Here is a 16,494-nt window from a genome sequence, read left to right on the forward strand (position 1 = left end):
AACAGCGAGCAAGCACATGCGCATAGAACAGGCAAACCCTTTCCCCTACGAGTTCGAAGTGGCCCGCACCGCACTGGTGTTGATCGACATGCAGCGCGACTTCATCGAGCCCGGCGGCTTCGGCGAAACGCTGGGCAACGATGTCTCGCTGCTCGAAGCCATCGTCCCCGCAACCAAGGAAGCACTGCGGGCGTGGAGGCAAGCCGGTGGCCTCGTGGTGCACACACGGGAAGCGCACGCAGCGGACCTCAGCGACTGTCCTCCCGCCAAGCGCAACCGCGGCAACCCCACGCTGCGCATCGGCGACCAGGGCCCCATGGGCCGCATCCTCGTGGCCGGCGAGCCCGGCAACCAGATCATCGAAGCACTTGCCCCCATCGACGGCGAGATCGTCATCGACAAGCCCGGCAAGGGCGCGTTCTATGCCACCGGCCTGCATGAACTGCTGCAGCAGCGCGGCATCACCCACCTGCTGTTCGGCGGCGTCACGACCGAGGTCTGCGTGCAGACCAGCATGCGCGAAGCCAACGACCGCGGCTACGACAGCCTGCTGCTGGAAGACTGCACCGAAAGCTATTTTCCGGCGTTCAAGGCGGCCACGCTCGACATGGTGCGCGCCCAGGGCGGCATCGTCGGCTGGACCGCGCCGAGCGCCGCCTTGCTCGCGGTGCTGCACAGCCCGTCGTGACGCGCCTTCCTGCGACTAACATCCCCTCCGTGTCTACCGTTCGACCCAGCCCCGCCGCTCCCGCCGACCCCACCGTTTTCCGCACGCGCGCCGACGAGGTCTACGCGCAGCTCAAGCGCGACGTGGCCGACTTCATCCTCGTGCCCGGCGACCGCTTCACCGAGAACGAGATCAGCGAACGCCTGGGCGTGTCGCGCACGCCGATCCGCCAGGCGCTGTTCCGGCTGCAGCAGGAGGGATTCGTCGAAGTGCTGTTCCGCAGCGGCTGGCGCGTGCTGCCCTTCGACTTCGACCAGTTCGAGCAGCTCTACGACCTGCGCATGGTGCTGGAGACGACCGCCGTGCACCGGCTGTGCGAGACCGACCGCCACATCGACCGCGGCCTGCTGGAAACCCTGGCCGGCATCTGGCTCGTGCCGGCGGCGCAGCGCAGCGCCGACATGGCGCAGGTGGCGCAGTGGGACGAGGCCTTCCATTGCTCGCTGGTGGCGGCCGCAGGCAATGCCGAGATGGCCCGCGTGCACGGCGACGTGACCGACCGCATCCGCATCATCCGCCGGCTCGACTTCACCAAGCAGCCGCGCATCGACGCCACCTACGACGAGCACGCGAAGATATTGAAGGCCGTGCGCGCGAACCGCGGCGACCAGGCCGCGATGCTGCTGCGCGCGCACATCGAGACCAGCCAGGCCGAGGTGCGCAAGATCACGCTGCACCAGGTGCACCTGGCGCGGCACGCGGGGAAGGCCTCGGCGCCGCGCTGAGCCTGCTGCTGCTGCTGCCTCAGTCGGCAGTGATGTTGCCGCGCTTCACCACCGCGGCCCAGCGGTCCGCGTCTTTCCTGATCAACGCGCCGAACTCCGCCGGCGTCGAGCTTGCGGGCACCATGCCCTGCGACTCGAAGGAGGTCGCCACCTCGGGCTGCCTGAGCACCGCCGCGATTTCCTTGTTGAGCCGCGCGACCACGTCAGGCGGCGTGCCCTTGGGTGCGAGCACGCCGTACCACATGTCCACGTTGTCGGCCGTCACGCCGGCCTCGGCCAGCGTCGGCACGTCGGGCAGCTGCGCCAGGCGCTTGCCGCTGCCGGTGGCGATGGCCTTGAGCTTGCCGACCTGGATGTGCTGCAGCGCCACGTGCACCGGCAGGAACATGTAGTCGATGCGCCCGCCCAGCAGGTCGGTCACCGCGCCGGCCGTGCCCTTGTACGGCACGTGCAGCATCTCGGTGCCTGTGCCCTGCATGAACAGCGCCATCGACAGGTGGTGCGGCGTGCCCACGCCCGGCGTGGCGTACGTCAGCTTGCCGGGCGCCGCCTTGGCCGCGCTCACCATCTGCGACACGGTCGTCGCCTTCTGCACGTTCGGGTTCGTCACCAGCAGCAGCGTGCCCCACGAAGTGAGCGACACCGGCGCGAAGTCGGCCACCGGGTCGTAGCTCAGCGAGCGGTAGAGGCTGCGGTTCATGACCAGCGTGTTGACCTGCACCATCAGCGTGTAGCCGTCGGGCTTGGCGCGCGCCACGCGCTCGCTGCCGATGTTGCCGCTGGCGCCGGCCACGTTCTCGACGACCACCGGCTGGCCGAGCTTCGCGGGCAGGCGGGCCGAGAGCTGGCGTGCCACCAGGTCGATGCCGGTGCCGGGCGTGTAGGGCACCACCAGCGTGATCGGCTGGTCGGGCCAGGCGCAGGCGGCGGTGGCGCCGGCGGCCATGAGCAGGGTGGCAAGGGTCTTCTTGAGAAGCGAACGCATGGTGGTGTCTCCGTGTTTTTTTCAGTGATGCTCAAAGGTAGGAAGCGCGCGCCTTCAGGGTGACGGGGTCGTAGCCGGCCACGCGCCTGTAGTTGTCCGAGATGGCCTGCAGCTCGGCCACGGGCACGACGTCCTCGATCTTCTCGAAGCGCTTGCCGCCCGAGCGTTCGAACACTTCGCGCAGGATCGCGTCGGGCGGGTTGCTGCGGTTGGTCAGCACCACCTCGGTGGTGGCCTTGACGCGCACGCGGTCGTAGTCTTCCAGCGCGGCCGTGCCCACGCCCTGGTCCTTGAGCGCGCCTGCCAGGAAGCGCGCGTCGATGATCGCCTGCCCGGCGCCGTTGGAGCCGCGCGGCACCATCGGGTGCGCGGCGTCGCCCAGCAGCGTGAGCCGGCCGTGGGTCCAGCGCGGCAGCGGGTCCTGGTCGACCATCGGATATTCGAGGATGGTGTCGGAGGCAAGGATGAGCGCCGGCACGTCGAGCCAGTCGAAGTGCCAGTCGGCAAACGCGGGCAGGAAGTCTTCGAGCCGGCCGGCGCGGCTCCAGTCGCGCATGGCGGGCTGCGGCGCGTGGATCTCGGCGACCCAGTTCACGAGCTGGTGGCCTTCGGCGTCGATGTCGTTGCGGATCGGATAGATCACCATCTTGCCGACCGCGAGCCAGCCCGCGCGCACCATGCTGCCGCCCGAGAGAAAGGGCTTCCAGCGCGCGGTGCCGCGCCACATGTTGATGCCCGAATAGCGCGGCGCACCTTCGTTCGGATAGAGCTGCTTGCGCAATGCCGAGTGAATGCCGTCGCAGCCGACCGCGACCGCGCCGCGCACCGCCGGCGCGTCGGCGAAGTGCACGGTGACGCCCTCGGCGTCCTGCGTCACGCCGGTGCAGCGGTGGCCGCACACCACGCTGCCGGGGCCCAGGCGCCTGAGCGTCTCTTCATGCAGCACGGTCTGCAGGTCGCCGCGGTGGATCGAGAACTGGGGCCAGTCGTAACCCGCGTGCTGTCCCGCCGGCTCGCGAAAGACCAGTTGGCCGTGCTCGGTGAAGAACACCGCCTCCTGCGTGCGCACGCCGACCCTGTCGAGCGCGCTCAGCAGGCCGAGTTCGCTGAGCTCGCGCACCGCGTGCGGCAGCAGGTTGATGCCCACGCCCAGCGGCTTCAGCTCGGGCACGGACTCGTACACGCGGCAGGGGATGCCGGCCTGGTGCAGGCTCAGCGCCAGGGTCAGGCCGCCGATGCCGGCGCCCAGGATGATGACTTCGTTGCTCATGGTCGTTGGTGTTGGTGCGTTGTGCCTCGGCGCGCATTAGGAACGCAGCCAAACCATTTGGGAAATTTAGATGTGATATGGATTTATCATGAATCCTTATGAACCTCTCGACCCGCCAGATGCGCGCGTTTCTGCACGTGGCGCGCATCGGCAACTTCACCCGCGCGGCCGAGCAGGCGCACATCACCCAGGCCGGCCTCAGCATCCTGATCCGCGAGATGGAAAAGCAACTCGGCTGCCGGCTGTTCGAGCGCACCACGCGCGTGGTGAGCCTCACGCCCGAAGGCCGGCGGCTGCTGCCGGTGGTCGAGCGGCTCATGACCGACCTCGACGACGTGGCCGCCGAGCTGGGCGCGGCGGGCGACGCGGCGCGCCGCACGCTGCGCATCGCGGCCACGCCGCTGGTGTCGTCGCACCTGCTGCCCCAGGTGTTCTCCACCTTCCGCGCGGCCCATCCGCAGGTCAGCCTGCGGCTGTTCGACGCCGACCTGCGCGACGTGGAGGCGATGGTCGCGGCCGGCGATGCCGACATGGGCCTGGGCTTCTTCTTCAAGGCCGCCCCCGGGCTGGAGCGCACGCCCGTCGGCCGCTTCCAGCTGATGCGGGTGAGCCGCCTGGAAGACGATGCCGATGCCGATGCCGATGTGCCACCCGGCGTCGGCACCGCGCCGTGGTCGTCCTTGCGCGGCGCCGAACTGGTCGGCCTGCCGCCCGGCAACCCGATCCAGAAGGTGATCGACCAGCACCTGGCCACCATCGGCCGCGCCGACGCGCAGCGGCCCGCGTTCAACTTCTTCGGCACGCTGATCTCGATGGTCGAGGCCGGCTTCGGCACCGCCGTGATGCCGACCTTCGCGCTCGCGGCCTGCCGCCGCCACCGCGTGCGCACCGACGTGCTGGCCAAGCCGAAGGTGGGGCTCGACTTCTACCGCATCACCAAGCGCGGCGCGCACGAGACCGAAGCCATGCAGGCCTTCGTCGCCACGCTGGTGAAGGCGCTGCCCGAGTTGTCGCGCTGAGCGGTATGGGCCGGCTTACAGCGTGAAGTCGTACTCCACCGTGATCGGCGCGTGGTCCGAGAACTTCACGGTCTTGTAGATCTGCTCGGTGCGTGCCAGCGCGCCGATGGCCGGCGTGGCCAGGTGGTAGTCCAGCCGCCATCCCACGTTGTTCGCGTAGGCCTGGCCGCGGTTGCTCCACCAGGTGTAGGCCTCGTCGGTGGTGTCGGGCTTGAGCTTGCGGTACACGTCGACCAGGCCCGCGCCTTCGGTGCCGGTGTCGAGCAGGCGCGTCATCCAGGCGCGCTCCTCGGGCAGGAAGCCGCTGTTCTTCTGGTTGCCGCGCCAGTTCTTCAGGTCGATCTGCTGGTGGGCGATGTTGATGTCGCCGCACAGGACGAACTCGCGCTCCTTCTTGAGCGCCACCAGGTGCGGGAAGAAGCCCTTGAGGAAGCGGAACTTGGCCTCCTGCCGTTCCTCGCCCGAGCTGCCGCTCGGGAAGTAGCAGCTGATGACCGAGAACTTGCGGCCAGGCGTGTCGAAGCGCAGTTCCAGGTAGCGGCCCTCGGCGTCGAACTCGGCGTCGCCCCAGCCCACCACGACCTGGCTCGGAGCGTGCTTGGTGTAGATGGCAGTGCCGGCGTACCCCTTTTTCTCGGCGAAGTGGAAGTGGCCCTTCAGGCCCGCCATCTCCTCGAAGCGGCCTTCCACGTCGCTGGCCTGGACGCGGATCTCCTGCATGCAAATACAATCCGGCGCAAGTTCGGCCACCCAGTCGGCCACGCCTTTGGTAGCGGCCGAACGCAGGCCATTGAGATTGAGACTGGTCAGTTTGAACACAAGGAAATTCCGATGGCTGTAGATAGTCAGAAAAGCAGCGCGGTCGCACAGGACTTCGTCCAGTTCGCGTTGGATGCCGGCGTGCTGCGTTTTGGCGAATTCAAGACCAAAGCCGGCCGAATGAGTCCTTACTTCTTCAATTCGGGACTCTTCGACGACGGCGGCAAGATCGCCCGTCTCGCGGGATTCTATGCAGACCGACTGATCGAGAGCGGGCTCGAATTCGACATGATCTTCGGCCCCGCCTACAAGGGCATTCCGCTGGGCGCCACGGTGGCCGCCGAGCTGGCCCGCCGGGGCCGCAACTACCCCTTTGCCTACAACCGCAAGGAAGCCAAGGCGCACGGCGAAGGCGGCAACCTGGTCGGCGCGCTGCTCAAGGGCCGCGTGCTGATCGTCGACGACGTGATGTCGGCCGGCACGGCAGTGCGCGAATCCATCGCCGCCATCCAGGCCGCCGGCGCCACGCCGCATGCCGTGGCCATCGCGCTCGACCGCCAGGAGAAAGCCACGGAGAACGGCGTCGACGTGGACCACAGCGCCGTGCAGTACGTGCGCAACCAGCTCGGCCTGGCGGTGATCGCCATCGCCACGCTGGACGACCTGCTGAGCTATCTGTCGGGCAACGCGGCGGCCGACCTGGGCACGCATCGCGAACGCGTGCTGGCCTACCGCACGCGCTACGGCGCGAGCTGAGGCGTACAGCCGATGCACGACGCACGCGACAACGGCAAGCCGATTCGCCTGCTGGCGGCGGCATCGATCATGGCGGCCTCGGGCTTCTGCGGGGCGTTGCATGCGCAATCGCAGAAACCGGAAGGCGCCTCTCCCGGCATCTTCACCTGCACCGACGCCCGCGGCCGCACGCTGACCGCCGACCGGCCCATTGCCGAATGCAGCGACCGCGAGCAGCGCGAGCTCAACCCGAGCGGCTCCGTCCGCCGCAAGGTCGAGCCGACGTACACGGCGCGCGAGCTGCAGGAGCGCGAAGACCGCGCCCGCGAAGCCGCCATCCAGGCCGCCCGCCTCACTGACGAGCGCCGGCGCGAGCGGGCCTTGCTGGTGCGCTATCCGAATGCCGCCACGCACGACCGCGAACGCGCCGAGGCGCTGGCGCAGATCGATGCGGTAACGCAGGCGGCGCGCAAGCGCATCGCCGAGCTGGCCGAAGACCGCCGCAAGATCGACGAGGAGATGGAGTTCTACAAGCATGACCCGGGCAAGGCGCCCGGCTCGGTGCGGCGCAGGCTCGATGACAACACGCAGAGCGTGGCGGTGCAGAACCGCTTCATCGGCGAGCAGGAAGAAGAGAAGAAGCGGGTGAATGCGCGCTTCGACGAAGAGCGCGCGCGCCTCAAGCTGCTCTGGTCGCCCCAGAACGGCGGCAACAACCGCTGAAGCAACCGGGGCCTTGCGCAAGGCCCCGGCTTCATTCGATCAGGCCAGCTTGGCCTTCAGCAGTTCGGTGACCTGCGCAGGGTTCGCCTTGCCGCCGCTGGCCTTCATGACCTGGCCCACGAGGGCGTTGAGCGCCTTCTCCTTGCCGCCGCGGTATTCCTCGACGTTCTTGGCGTTCTTCGCGATCACCTCGTCGAGGATCTTGTCGAGCGCGCCGGTGTCGTTCATCGGCTTCAGGTCTTTCGCCTCGATGATGGCGTCGACATCGCTGCCCTCGCCGGTCCACAGCGCGTCGAACACCTGGCGCGCGGCGTTGTTGGGCAGCGTACCGTCGGCGATGCGCTTGACCAGCTGGGCCAGTTGCTGCGCCTTCACCGGCGCGGCCTCGATGCCGATTTCGGCGGCGTTCAGGCGGCGCGCCATTTCGCCGGTGATCCAGTTGCTCGCGAGCTTGGGCGTGGCGCCCGCGTTCACGGCTTCGTCGAAGTAGCCGGCGAGCGCGGCGCTCTGCGTGAGCTGGGCGGCGTCGTATTCCGACAGGCCGTGGTCGCGCACATAGCGCTCGGCCATCGCGCGCGGCAGCTCGGGCATGGTGGCCTTCACGCGCTCGATCCAGTCGGCGGCAATCACCAGCGGCGGCAGGTCGGGGTCGGGAAAGTAGCGGTAGTCGGCCGAGTCTTCCTTGGCGCGCATCGCGCGCGTCTCGCCGGTGTCGGGGTCGAACAGCACGGTGGCCTGCTCGATCGAGCGGCCGTCCTCGATTTCCTCGATCTGCCAGCGGATCTCGTAGTCGATCGCCTGCTGCATGAACTTGAAGCTGTTCAGGTTCTTGATCTCGCGGCGCGTGCCGAGCTTGTCGCCGGGCCGGCGCACCGACACGTTGGCGTCGCAGCGGAAGCTGCCTTCCTGCATGTTGCCGTCGCAGATGCCGATCCAGGTGACGATCTTGTGCAGCTCCTTCGCATAAGCCACGGCCTCGGCGGTGGAGCGCATGTCGGGCTCGGTCACGATCTCCAGCAGGGGCGTGCCGGCGCGGTTCAGGTCGATGCCGCTCTGGCCGATGAAGTCCTCGTGCAGCGACTTGCCCGCGTCTTCCTCGAGGTGGGCGCGCACCAGGCGCACCGTCTTCTGCTCTTCGCCCACGAAGAACGACACCGAGCCGCCCTGCACCACGGGGATCTCGAACTGGCTGATCTGGTAGCCCTTGGGCAGGTCGGGGTAGAAGTAGTTCTTGCGCGCGAACACGCTGCGCGGCGCGATGTGCGAGCCCAGCGCCAGGCCGAGCTTGATGGCGCGCTCGACCGCGCCCTTGTTCATCACGGGCAGCGTGCCGGGCAGCGCGAGGTCGACTGCGCAGGCCTGCGTGTTGGGCTCTGCGCCGAAAGCGGTGGAGGCGCGGCTGAAGATCTTGCTCGCGGTGGAAAGCTGCGCATGGGTCTCGAAGCCGATGATGACTTCATAGCCGCGCACCAGCGGGCCGGTCGGGCGGCCCTGTTGTTGTGCTTCGAAGGTGTTCACTGTCTCGCTCATTTCAGAAGCCCTCCGGCGTGCGCGAATGCCAGTCGGTGGCCTGCTGGAAGCGGTGCGCTGCATTCAGCAGCTTCGCTTCGCCGAAGTAGTTGCCGATCAGCTGCAGGCCCACGGGCATGCCGCCGTCGAAGCCCGCGGGCACGCTCATGCCGGGCAGGCCGGCCAGCGATGCGGGCAGCGTGAAGATGTCGGCGAGGTAGTCGGCCACGGGGTCTCCGCCGTGTTCGCCGAGCTTCCATGCGGTGGTGGGCGCGGCGGGGCCGGCGATCACGTCGCACTCCTTGAAGGCCTGCTGGAAGTCGTCGGCGATCATGCGGCGCACCTTCTGCGCCTGCAGGTAGTAGGCGTCGTAGTAGCCGTGCGACAGCACATAGGTGCCGATCATGATGCGGCGCTTGACTTCGTCGCCGAAGCCTTCGGCGCGCGTGCGTTCGTACATCTGCGTGAGCGCGCTCTTCTTGCTCGCGGGGTCGATGAAGTCCTTGGCGCGATGGCCGAACTTCACGCCGTCGAAGCGGCTCAGGTTGCTCGAGGCCTCGGCCGCGGCAATGATGTAGTACACGGGGATCGACAGCTCGGTGCGCGGCAGCGTCACCTCGACGCGCCTGGCGCCGAGCTTCTCGTACTGCGCGAGGGCCGCGTCGATGGCCGCGCGCACGCCGGGCGCCACGCCTTCGCCGAAGAACTCCTTCGGCACGCCGATGCGCAGGCCTTCGAGCGAGTCGTTCAGCGAGCGGGCGAAGTTCTCGGCGGGCTTGTCGAGCGAGGTGGAATCGCGGTCGAGGTCGGGGCCGCAGAATGCCGACAGCAGCAGCGCGCAGTCTTCGGCCGAGCGGGCCATCGGGCCGGCCTGGTCGAGGCTGGACGCAAAAGCCACCATGCCGTAGCGCGAGGCGCGGCCGTAGGTGGGCTTGATGCCGGTCACGCCGCAGAACGACGCCGGCTGGCGGATCGAGCCGCCGGTGTCGGTGCCGGTGGCCGCGGGGGCCAGGCGCGCCGCCACGGCAGCCGCGCTGGCGCCCGAGGAGCCGCCCGGAATGCGCTCGCGGTTCCAGGGGTTCTGCACGGGCACGGCCTTGTCGTGGCCCACGGCGGGCACGGCGATGTTCTCGTTGGCCGAGCCCATCGCGAATTCGTCGCAGCTCAGCTTGCCGAGCGTGACCGCGCCGGCCTCGGCCAGGCGCTTGACCACGGTCGCGTCGAAGGGCGAGCGGTAGCCCGCGAGCATCTTCGAGCCGGCGGTGGTGGCGAAATCGGTGGTGACGAAGATGTCCTTGTGCGCAATGGGCACGCCGGCCAGCGCCGGGGCATTGCCGGCGGCGATGAGCGCGTCGGCGGCGCGGGCCTGGGCCAGCGTGACTTCTTCGTTGACGTCGACGAAGGTGCCGAGCGATTCATGGGCCTTCATGCGGCCGAGGAATGCCTGGGATGCCTCGACGGCCGAAACCTTGCGGTCGGCCAGCGCCTGGGCCAGCGCGACCACGCCCATCTGGTGCAGTTCGGGGTTGCTGCTCATCATTCGATCACCTTGGGCACGAGGAACAGGCCGGCCTCGACGGCCGGGGCGCTCTTCTGGTTGGCTTCGCGATTGTTGGGCTCGCTCGCCACGTCGTCACGAAGACGCAGCGTGATGTCTTCGATGGCCGCCACGGGGTGGGCCAGCGGCTCGATGCCGGAGGTGTCCACCGAACGCATGCGTTCGACGACGTCGAAAAAGCCGTTGAGCTGGCTGAGCATGCGCTCGCTTTCGTCGGGAGCAAGCTGCAGCCTTGCCAGCGAGGCGATGCGCGCAATATCGGAAGCGGAAAGTGCCATAGGGTCGGAACGCTAAAAAAAGCAGGGGGAATCGCACCGCGAAGCCGGTGCTAATACGGGAATCAGAGGGGATTCGGTTATTATCCCGCCTTTGCCGCAACCCCCGCGAACGCGCCGGCTTTTGCGCCAAAAACGATCAATTCACCCCGTCAAACGACCCAAAAAATAGAGCGACGACCTGCCGATGCGCAGGCCGTGCTCAGAGGATTCCGCACATGTTTGGAGCTTTCCGTCGGTACTTTTCCACCGACCTTGCGATCGACCTCGGCACCGCCAACACCCTGATATTCGCCCGCAACAAGGGCATCGTGCTGGACGAACCGTCCGTCGTGGCGATCCGCCATGAAGGCGGCCCCCACGGCAAGAAGGTGATCCAGGCCGTCGGCCGCGAAGCCAAGGCCATGCTGGGCAAGGTGCCCGGCAACATCGAGGCGATCCGCCCGATGAAGGACGGCGTCATCGCCGACTTCGTGATCACCGAGCAGATGATCAAGCAGTTCATCAAGATGGTGCACCCGCGCACGCTGCTCACGCCGAGCCCGCGCATCATCATCTGCGTGCCCTGCGGCTCCACCCAGGTCGAGCGCCGCGCCATCAAGGACGCGGCAGAGGCGGCAGGCGCCACCTCCGTCTACCTCATCGAGGAACCCATGGCCGCGGCCATCGGCGCCGGCCTCCCCGTCAGCGAAGCCTCGGGCTCCATGGTGGTGGACATCGGCGGCGGCACCACCGAAGTGGGCGTCATCTCGCTGGGCGGCATGGTCTACAAGGGCTCCGTGCGCGTGGGCGGCGACCGCTTCGACGAAGCCATCATCAACTACATCCGCCGCAACTACGGCATGCTGATCGGCGAGCCGACGGCCGAAGTCATCAAGAAGAACATCGGCTCGGCCTTCCCGGGCTCCGAAGTCAAGGAAATGGAAGTCAAGGGCCGCAACCTTTCCGAAGGCGTGCCGCGCAGCTTCACCATCAGCAGCAACGAAGTGCTGGAAGCCCTGACCGATCCGCTCAACAACATCGTCTCGGCCGTGAAGAACGCGCTCGAACAGACGCCGCCCGAACTGGGCGCCGACATCGCCGAGCGCGGCATGATGCTGACCGGCGGCGGCGCGCTGCTGCGCGACCTCGACCGCCTGCTGGCCGAGGAAACCGGCCTGCCGGTGCTGGTGGCCGAAGATCCGCTGACCTGCGTGGTGCGCGGCTGCGGCATCGCGCTGGAGCGCATGGACCGCCTGGGCAGCATCTTCACGAGCGAATAATCGAGGCACACCCCCAGGCTTCGCGCACTTCGTGTCGCTGCGCCAACCCCCTTGCAGGGGGCAATACCGGCGGCCCGGCGAAGCCGGTTCCGCGGTATTTCTGGCATCGTGATGTGTTAATTTCCTGCGTCGTAAGTCGCGCAAAGCGCGGTGAAAACTAGGCCGAATTCATGCCCCTGGGCACGCTCGATCGCACAGCGCCACCCCTGTTCAACCAGGGGCAGTCGGCACTCAGCAAGCTGATCTTCTTCGGCGCGCTGGCCCTGTTCCTCATGGTGGCCGACGCGCGCTTCCACATCGTGCAGCCCATCCGCGCGGGCATCGGCGCGGTGCTGTACCCGGTGCAATGGGTGGCGCTCAAGCCGGTGCAGGCCCTGCTGGGCGGCGGCCGCTACCTCGAAGACCTGCAGACCGCCCAGCGCAACGAGGCCGACGCCCGCAAGGCGCTCATGATGCAGGCCGAGCGCGCCGCGCAGGCCGACACGCTGGCCCAGGACAACGCCCGCCTGCGCGAACTCCTCGAGCTGCGCCAGGCCACGACCACGCCGGGCCGCGCGGCCGAGGTGCTGTACGACGCGGCCGACCCCTACACCCGCAAGATCGTGATCGACCAGGGCATGACCCAGGGCGTGGTGGCCGGCTCGCCGGTGATCGACGCGCGCGGCGTGCTGGGCCAGGTCACGCAGGTGCTGCCCTTCACGAGCGAGGTCACGCTGGTCATCGACCGCGACCTGGCCATTCCCGTGCAGAACACCCGCACCGGCGTGCGCAGCGTGGCTTTCGGCGATGCGTCGGCCCACGGCGGCGGCCTGGAGCTGCGTTTCATGGCCGCCAATGCCGACCTGCAGGAGGGCGACCTGCTCTCCACCAGCGGCGTCGACGGCATCTACCCCACCGGCCTGCCGGTCGCGAAGATCGAACGCATCGAGCGCCGCGCCGATTCGGCCTTCGCCCGCATCTACTGCGTGCCGCTGGCCCATGTGACGGCCGCGCGCTACGTGCTGGTGCTCGAGCCCACCGGCGCACCCACCGCGCCGCCGCCGGCGCCGCCCGCCACCACCCAGCGCAAGCGGCCGGAAGGCAAGCCCGGCGCGGGCAAGAACGAAAAGAAGCCAGGAGAACGTCGATGATCAAGCGTCCCGGCCAGCAGCAGCTCCTGCTGCCCGTCAGCCCCTTCTTCATGTGGACCAGCCTGGTGGTGGCGCTGCTCGTCAACATGGTGCCGATCGGCCGCGCCGTCTGGATGCCCGACCTGCTGGCGCTGGTGATCGTGTTCTGGGGCGTGCACCAGCCTGCCCGCGTGGGCATCGGCGCGGCCTTCGTGTTCGGCCTGTGCATGGACGTGCACCAGTCGTCCATGCTCGGCCAGCATGCGCTGTCCTACACCACGCTGGGCTTCTTCGCGATCACCATCCACCGGCGCCTGCTCTGGTATCCGGTGCTGTCGCAGGCGCTGCAGGTGCTGCCGCTCTTTGCGTTGTCGCAGCTGATCGAGGTCGTCACGCGGATGATCGGCGGCGGCGTGTTCCCGGGCTGGACGGTGCTGATCTCACCGGCCATCGAGGCCGCGCTCTGGCCCCTGGCCACCGCACTGTTACTTGCCCCGCAGCGCCGCACCCCGGAACCCGACGAGAACCGCCCCCTCTAAGCCCAGCCAGCCGCATTTGCCATCGCACCTGCGCGCGCCTAAGCTCCCACCGCCATGACCGAAATCCGCAACGTCGCCGCCGACCTCGCGCGCTTCAAGCGCCGGGTGATCGTCATCGGGCTGGCGGTGCTGTTCGCCTTCGGGCTGCTGTGCGCGCGGCTGGTGTACCTGCAGGTCACGCGCCACGAAGACCTGGCCGAGCAGGCCGAGAGCAACCGCACGGCGGTGGTGCCGGTGGTGCCGAACCGGGGCCTGATCCTCGACCGCAACGGCATCGTGCTGGCCTCCAACTATTCGGCCTACACGCTGGAGATCACGCCTTCCAAGGTCAACGACGTCGAGGAAACCATCGACAGCCTGACCCAGGTGCTCGAAGTGTCGCCACGCGACCGCCGCCGCTTCAAGCGCCTGCGCGAAGACTCGCGCAGCTTCGATTCCATCCCCATCCGCACGCGCCTGAGCGATGAAGAGGTGGCGCGCTTCGCGGCCCAGCGCTACCGCTTCCCGGGCGTGGAAATCAAGGCGCGGCTGTTCCGCAACTACCCGCAGGGCGAGCTGGCCTCGCACGTGCTCGGCTACATCGGCCGCATCAACCAGCGCGAGAAGACCGCGATGGAAGACTGGGACGAGGAAGAGCAGGCCAACTACAAGGGCACCGACTACATCGGCAAGCTCGGCATCGAGCAGAGCTACGAAAAGACGCTGCACGGCCAGACCGGCGTCGAGCAGATGGAAACCTCCGCCGGCGGGCGCGCCGTGCGCCGCCTGGCCAGCCATCCGGCCACGCCGGGCAACACGGTGATGCTGTCGCTCGACATCAAGCTGCAGAAGCTGATCGAGGACATGTACGGCGACCGCCGCGGCGCGGTGGTGGCCATCGACCCCAAGACCGGCGAGGTGCTGGCCTTCGTGAGCAAGCCCACCTTCGACCCCAACCTGTTCGTCGAAGGCATCGACAACGAGAGCTGGGCGGCGCTGACCGAATCCATCGACAAGCCGCTGCTGAACCGCGCGCTGCGCGGCACCTACCCGCCCGGCTCCACCTACAAGCCCTTCATGGCACTGGCGGCGCTGCAGACCGGCAAGCGCGGTCCCAGCGTGGTGGTGAACGACCCCGGCTACTTCAACTTCGGCGGCCACCGCTTCGGCAGCCCCGAAGGCAACCTGGGCGGCGTCGACATGCGCCGCGCGATCCAGCTGTCGAGCAACATCTATTTCTACTCGCTGGCCAACGAGATGGGCGTGGACCTGATCCACGACTCCATGAAGCCGCTGGGCTTCGGCCAGATCACCGGCATCGACCTGGGCGGCGAAGTGCGCGGCGTGCTGCCGAGCACCGAGTGGAAGCGCAACGCCTACAAGCGCCCCGAGGCCAAGAAGTGGTATGCGGGCGAGACCATCTCGCTGGGCATCGGGCAGGGCTACAACAACTTCACGATGCTGCAGCTGGCGCAGGCCACGGCCATCGTGGCGGACGGCGGCCTCAAGCACAAGCCGCACCTCGTGCTGGCCACGCGCAACACCGTGAGCGGGCAGGTGGTGCCGATGCCGCAGCCGCCGGCGGAAAACCTCGGCTACACGGCGTCGGCCATCTCGGTGATCCGCGAGGGCCTGACCAGCGTGGTCACCAGCGGCACGGCGCGCGGCGTGTTCGCGGGCGCGGCCTACCAGGCGGCGGGCAAGACGGGCACTGCGCAGGCCGTGACGCAGGCCCAGAACACCAAGTACAACGCCCGCGCGCTCGAAGAGCACCAGCGGGACCACGCGCTGTTCATGGGCTTCGCGCCGGTGAACGACCCGAAGATCGCCATTGCAGTGATCGTCGAGAACGCGGGCTGGGGCGCGGGCGCCGCGGCGCCCATCGCGCGCCGGGTGTTCGACTACTGGCTCGCCAACCAGTACCCGAGCGAGGCCGACCTGGCGGCCATCAAGATCGGCAAGGCGACCGCGCCGATCGGCAAGCCGCGCGTGGCCAGCGAAGTGGCATGGCCGGCCGCGGCAACGACGACGCCCGCCACCGCGCCCTGAGCAATCAGACCACCGTGCCGCTGACTTCGCCCAGGCCGATGCGTACGGCGCCGGCGCGTTCGCAGTAGCCGCGGATCACCAGCGTGTCGCCGTCTTCCAGGAAGGTGCGCTTCTCGCCGTTTGCCAGCGTGATCGGCTGCTTGCCGCCCAGCGTCAGCTCGATCAGCGAGCCCGCCTCGCCGGGGCCGGGGCCCGACAGCGTGCCCGAACCCAGCAGGTCGCCCGGCTGCAGGTTGCAGCCGTTCACCGTGTGGTGCGCGATGAGCTGCGCGGCGGTCCAGTAGGCGGCTTGGGTGGTGTTGCTGCGCGTGAGGCGCACGGGCGCCTCGCCGGCCGCGCGCATCTTCGCGGTCTGCAGCAGCACTTCGAGCGTGATGTCGAGCGCGCCGCTTTCGCGGTTGGCGGGCGAGTCGAGGTAGGGCAGCGGCTGCGGATCGCCGGCGGGCCGCTCGAACTTGGCGCGGAAAGGCGCCAGCGCCTCGGCCGTCACGATCCACGGCGACAGCGTGCTCGCGAAGTTCTTCGACAGGAAGGGGCCGAGCGGCTGGTATTCCCAGGCCTGGATGTCGCGCGCCGACCAGTCGTTGAGCAGCGTCACGCCGAACAGGTGGTCTTCCGCCTCGCCGATGGCGATCGGCTCGCCCTGCGCATTGCCCTGGCCGACCAGGAAGCCCAGCTCCAGTTCGTAGTCCAGCCGCTTGCAAGGGCCGAAGCTGGGCGTCTCCGCGTCCGGCGCCTTGGTCTGGCCCTGCGGGCGCTTGAAGCTCTGGCCGCTGATGCCGATCGACGAGGCGCGGCCGTGATAGCCGATGGGCACCCACTTGTAGTTGGGCATCAGCGGCTGGTCGGGGCGGAACAGCTTGCCGATGGTGGTCGCGTGGTGGATGCCGGTGTAGAAGTCGGTGTAGTCGCCGATGCGGCATGGCACCGTCATCTCGGCCTTGGCCTGCGCCAGCAGCGCCTTCGACCATGCGGCCTGCTTGCCGCTGCCTTCGGCCAGGCCGGCCGAGATGGCGGCGCGCAGGGCCTGGCGGTCCTTCACGCTGGCGTTCATCAGCACGTTCATGTCGTCGGTATCGACGAGGCCGGTGGCGCGCAGGTCCAGCACCTGGTCGCCGATGGCGACGCCGATGCGGAAGGCCTCGCTGCTGCCCGCGGCGCGGAAGCGGCCGAAGGGCAGGTTCTGGATGGGGAAGTCGTTGCCGGCCTCGTTGGCCGAGGCGACCCAGCTGCGCAGCTTCGGGTCATGGGTGGCGTTCAGTGCGGTCATG

General features: G+C 68.4%; 16 protein-coding genes. 9 read left to right on the forward strand and 7 right to left on the reverse strand.

What is annotated here, in order from left to right; all coding sequences use genetic code 11:
• The first annotated feature begins 16 nt into the window (after positions 1–16).
• On the forward strand, positions 17–688 hold the full coding sequence (locus tag WIX39_RS05925) for a cysteine hydrolase family protein (RefSeq protein ID WP_081266996.1): 672 nt from the start codon (positions 17–19) through the stop codon (positions 686–688).
• Positions 689–717: 29 nt separating this feature from the next.
• On the forward strand, positions 718–1,452 hold the full coding sequence (locus tag WIX39_RS05930) for a GntR family transcriptional regulator (RefSeq protein ID WP_199851863.1): 735 nt from the start codon (positions 718–720) through the stop codon (positions 1,450–1,452).
• A 19-nt stretch (positions 1,453–1,471) separates the two neighbouring features.
• Here the strand turns inward: WIX39_RS05930 and WIX39_RS05935 are convergent, their stop codons facing one another.
• On the reverse strand, positions 1,472–2,437 hold the full coding sequence (locus tag WIX39_RS05935; RefSeq protein ID WP_409194659.1) for a tripartite tricarboxylate transporter substrate binding protein: 966 nt from the start codon (positions 2,435–2,437) through the stop codon (positions 1,472–1,474).
• 31 nt (positions 2,438–2,468) lie between these two features.
• On the reverse strand, positions 2,469–3,707 hold the full coding sequence (locus tag WIX39_RS05940) for a flavin-dependent oxidoreductase (RefSeq protein WP_409194660.1): 1,239 nt from the start codon (positions 3,705–3,707) through the stop codon (positions 2,469–2,471).
• A gap of 98 nt (positions 3,708–3,805) precedes the next feature.
• Between WIX39_RS05940 and WIX39_RS05945 the strand changes: the two genes are divergently transcribed.
• Complete coding sequence (locus WIX39_RS05945; protein WP_409194661.1) at positions 3,806–4,726, forward strand: LysR family transcriptional regulator; 921 nt, start codon at positions 3,806–3,808, stop codon at positions 4,724–4,726.
• A 15-nt stretch (positions 4,727–4,741) separates the two neighbouring features.
• Here the strand turns inward: WIX39_RS05945 and WIX39_RS05950 are convergent, their stop codons facing one another.
• Positions 4,742–5,545, reverse strand: a complete 804-nt coding sequence (locus tag WIX39_RS05950) for an exodeoxyribonuclease III (RefSeq protein ID WP_081266991.1) — start codon at positions 5,543–5,545, stop codon at positions 4,742–4,744.
• Between the two features lie 12 nt (positions 5,546–5,557).
• On the opposite strand from WIX39_RS05950, the gene pyrE reads away from it, so the two are divergent.
• Positions 5,558–6,241, forward strand: a complete 684-nt coding sequence (gene pyrE, locus WIX39_RS05955) for an orotate phosphoribosyltransferase (protein ID WP_106936068.1) — start codon at positions 5,558–5,560, stop codon at positions 6,239–6,241.
• Positions 6,242–6,253: 12 nt separating this feature from the next.
• Positions 6,254–6,943 (forward strand): DUF4124 domain-containing protein, encoded by a 690-nt coding sequence (locus tag WIX39_RS05960; RefSeq protein ID WP_106936067.1) that lies wholly within the window; start codon positions 6,254–6,256, stop codon positions 6,941–6,943.
• 39 nt (positions 6,944–6,982) lie between these two features.
• Here the strand turns inward: WIX39_RS05960 and gatB are convergent, their stop codons facing one another.
• The 3 genes from gatB to gatC are packed head-to-tail and all read right to left on the reverse strand — an operon-like array spanning position 6,983 to position 10,288.
• Positions 6,983–8,473 carry an Asp-tRNA(Asn)/Glu-tRNA(Gln) amidotransferase subunit GatB gene (gene gatB / locus WIX39_RS05965; RefSeq protein ID WP_409194662.1) on the reverse strand — a complete coding sequence of 497 codons (1,491 nt, stop codon included), beginning with the start codon at positions 8,471–8,473 and terminating at the stop codon, positions 6,983–6,985.
• Position 8,474: 1 nt separating this feature from the next.
• A complete protein-coding gene (gene gatA, locus WIX39_RS05970; protein ID WP_409194663.1) occupies positions 8,475–9,989 on the reverse strand; it encodes an Asp-tRNA(Asn)/Glu-tRNA(Gln) amidotransferase subunit GatA in 1,515 nt (504 codons plus the stop codon).
• A complete protein-coding gene (gatC, locus tag WIX39_RS05975) occupies positions 9,989–10,288 on the reverse strand; it encodes an Asp-tRNA(Asn)/Glu-tRNA(Gln) amidotransferase subunit GatC (RefSeq protein WP_409194664.1) in 300 nt (99 codons plus the stop codon). Before gatC ends, gatA begins: the two co-directional genes overlap by 1 nt.
• Positions 10,289–10,503: 215 nt before the next feature.
• Between gatC and WIX39_RS05980 the strand changes: the two genes are divergently transcribed.
• The 4 genes from WIX39_RS05980 to mrdA all read left to right on the forward strand — a co-directional run bounded on the left by WIX39_RS05980 (position 10,504) and on the right by mrdA (position 15,223).
• Positions 10,504–11,547, forward strand: a complete 1,044-nt coding sequence (locus WIX39_RS05980) for a rod shape-determining protein (RefSeq protein WP_007833435.1) — start codon at positions 10,504–10,506, stop codon at positions 11,545–11,547.
• 170 nt (positions 11,548–11,717) lie between these two features.
• Positions 11,718–12,677, forward strand: a complete 960-nt coding sequence (gene mreC / locus WIX39_RS05985) for a rod shape-determining protein MreC (protein WP_409194665.1) — start codon at positions 11,718–11,720, stop codon at positions 12,675–12,677.
• On the forward strand, positions 12,674–13,195 hold the full coding sequence (gene mreD, locus WIX39_RS05990) for a rod shape-determining protein MreD (RefSeq protein ID WP_081266985.1): 522 nt from the start codon (positions 12,674–12,676) through the stop codon (positions 13,193–13,195). The genes mreC and mreD overlap by 4 nt, the downstream gene beginning before the upstream one ends.
• A gap of 54 nt (positions 13,196–13,249) precedes the next feature.
• Positions 13,250–15,223 carry a penicillin-binding protein 2 gene (gene mrdA / locus WIX39_RS05995; RefSeq protein ID WP_081266984.1) on the forward strand — a complete coding sequence of 658 codons (1,974 nt, stop codon included), beginning with the start codon at positions 13,250–13,252 and terminating at the stop codon, positions 15,221–15,223.
• 4 nt (positions 15,224–15,227) lie between these two features.
• On the opposite strand, the gene fahA is transcribed toward mrdA, so the two are convergent.
• Positions 15,228–16,493 carry a fumarylacetoacetase gene (gene fahA / locus WIX39_RS06000; protein ID WP_409194666.1) on the reverse strand — a complete coding sequence of 422 codons (1,266 nt, stop codon included), beginning with the start codon at positions 16,491–16,493 and terminating at the stop codon, positions 15,228–15,230.
• Position 16,494: the final 1 nt, after the last annotated feature.

The sequence above is a fragment of the Variovorax sp. AB1(2024) genome (genome assembly GCF_037482385.2).
Classification (GTDB): domain Bacteria; phylum Pseudomonadota; class Gammaproteobacteria; order Burkholderiales; family Burkholderiaceae_C; genus Variovorax.

Excerpts from the sequence above, each read along its gene's own strand:
- WIX39_RS05925 (WP_081266996.1), top strand. The coding sequence starts at position 17 with ATGCGCATAGAACAGGCAAACCCTTTCCCCTACGAGTTCGAAGTGGCC.
- WIX39_RS05935 (WP_409194659.1), bottom strand. The coding sequence starts at position 2,437 with ATGCGTTCGCTTCTCAAGAAGACCCTTGCCACCCTGCTCATGGCCGCC.
- WIX39_RS05940 (WP_409194660.1), bottom strand. The coding sequence starts at position 3,707 with ATGAGCAACGAAGTCATCATCCTGGGCGCCGGCATCGGCGGCCTGACC.
- WIX39_RS05945 (WP_409194661.1), top strand. The coding sequence starts at position 3,806 with ATGAACCTCTCGACCCGCCAGATGCGCGCGTTTCTGCACGTGGCGCGC.
- pyrE (WP_106936068.1), top strand. The coding sequence starts at position 5,558 with ATGGCTGTAGATAGTCAGAAAAGCAGCGCGGTCGCACAGGACTTCGTC.
- WIX39_RS05960 (WP_106936067.1), top strand. The coding sequence starts at position 6,254 with ATGCACGACGCACGCGACAACGGCAAGCCGATTCGCCTGCTGGCGGCG.
- gatB (WP_409194662.1), bottom strand. The coding sequence starts at position 8,473 with ATGAGCGAGACAGTGAACACCTTCGAAGCACAACAACAGGGCCGCCCG.
- gatA (WP_409194663.1), bottom strand. The coding sequence starts at position 9,989 with ATGAGCAGCAACCCCGAACTGCACCAGATGGGCGTGGTCGCGCTGGCC.
- gatC (WP_409194664.1), bottom strand. The coding sequence starts at position 10,288 with ATGGCACTTTCCGCTTCCGATATTGCGCGCATCGCCTCGCTGGCAAGG.
- WIX39_RS05980 (WP_007833435.1), top strand. The coding sequence starts at position 10,504 with ATGTTTGGAGCTTTCCGTCGGTACTTTTCCACCGACCTTGCGATCGAC.
- mreC (WP_409194665.1), top strand. The coding sequence starts at position 11,718 with ATGCCCCTGGGCACGCTCGATCGCACAGCGCCACCCCTGTTCAACCAG.
- mreD (WP_081266985.1), top strand. The coding sequence starts at position 12,674 with ATGATCAAGCGTCCCGGCCAGCAGCAGCTCCTGCTGCCCGTCAGCCCC.
- mrdA (WP_081266984.1), top strand. The coding sequence starts at position 13,250 with ATGACCGAAATCCGCAACGTCGCCGCCGACCTCGCGCGCTTCAAGCGC.
- fahA (WP_409194666.1), bottom strand. The coding sequence starts at position 16,493 with ATGACCGCACTGAACGCCACCCATGACCCGAAGCTGCGCAGCTGGGTC.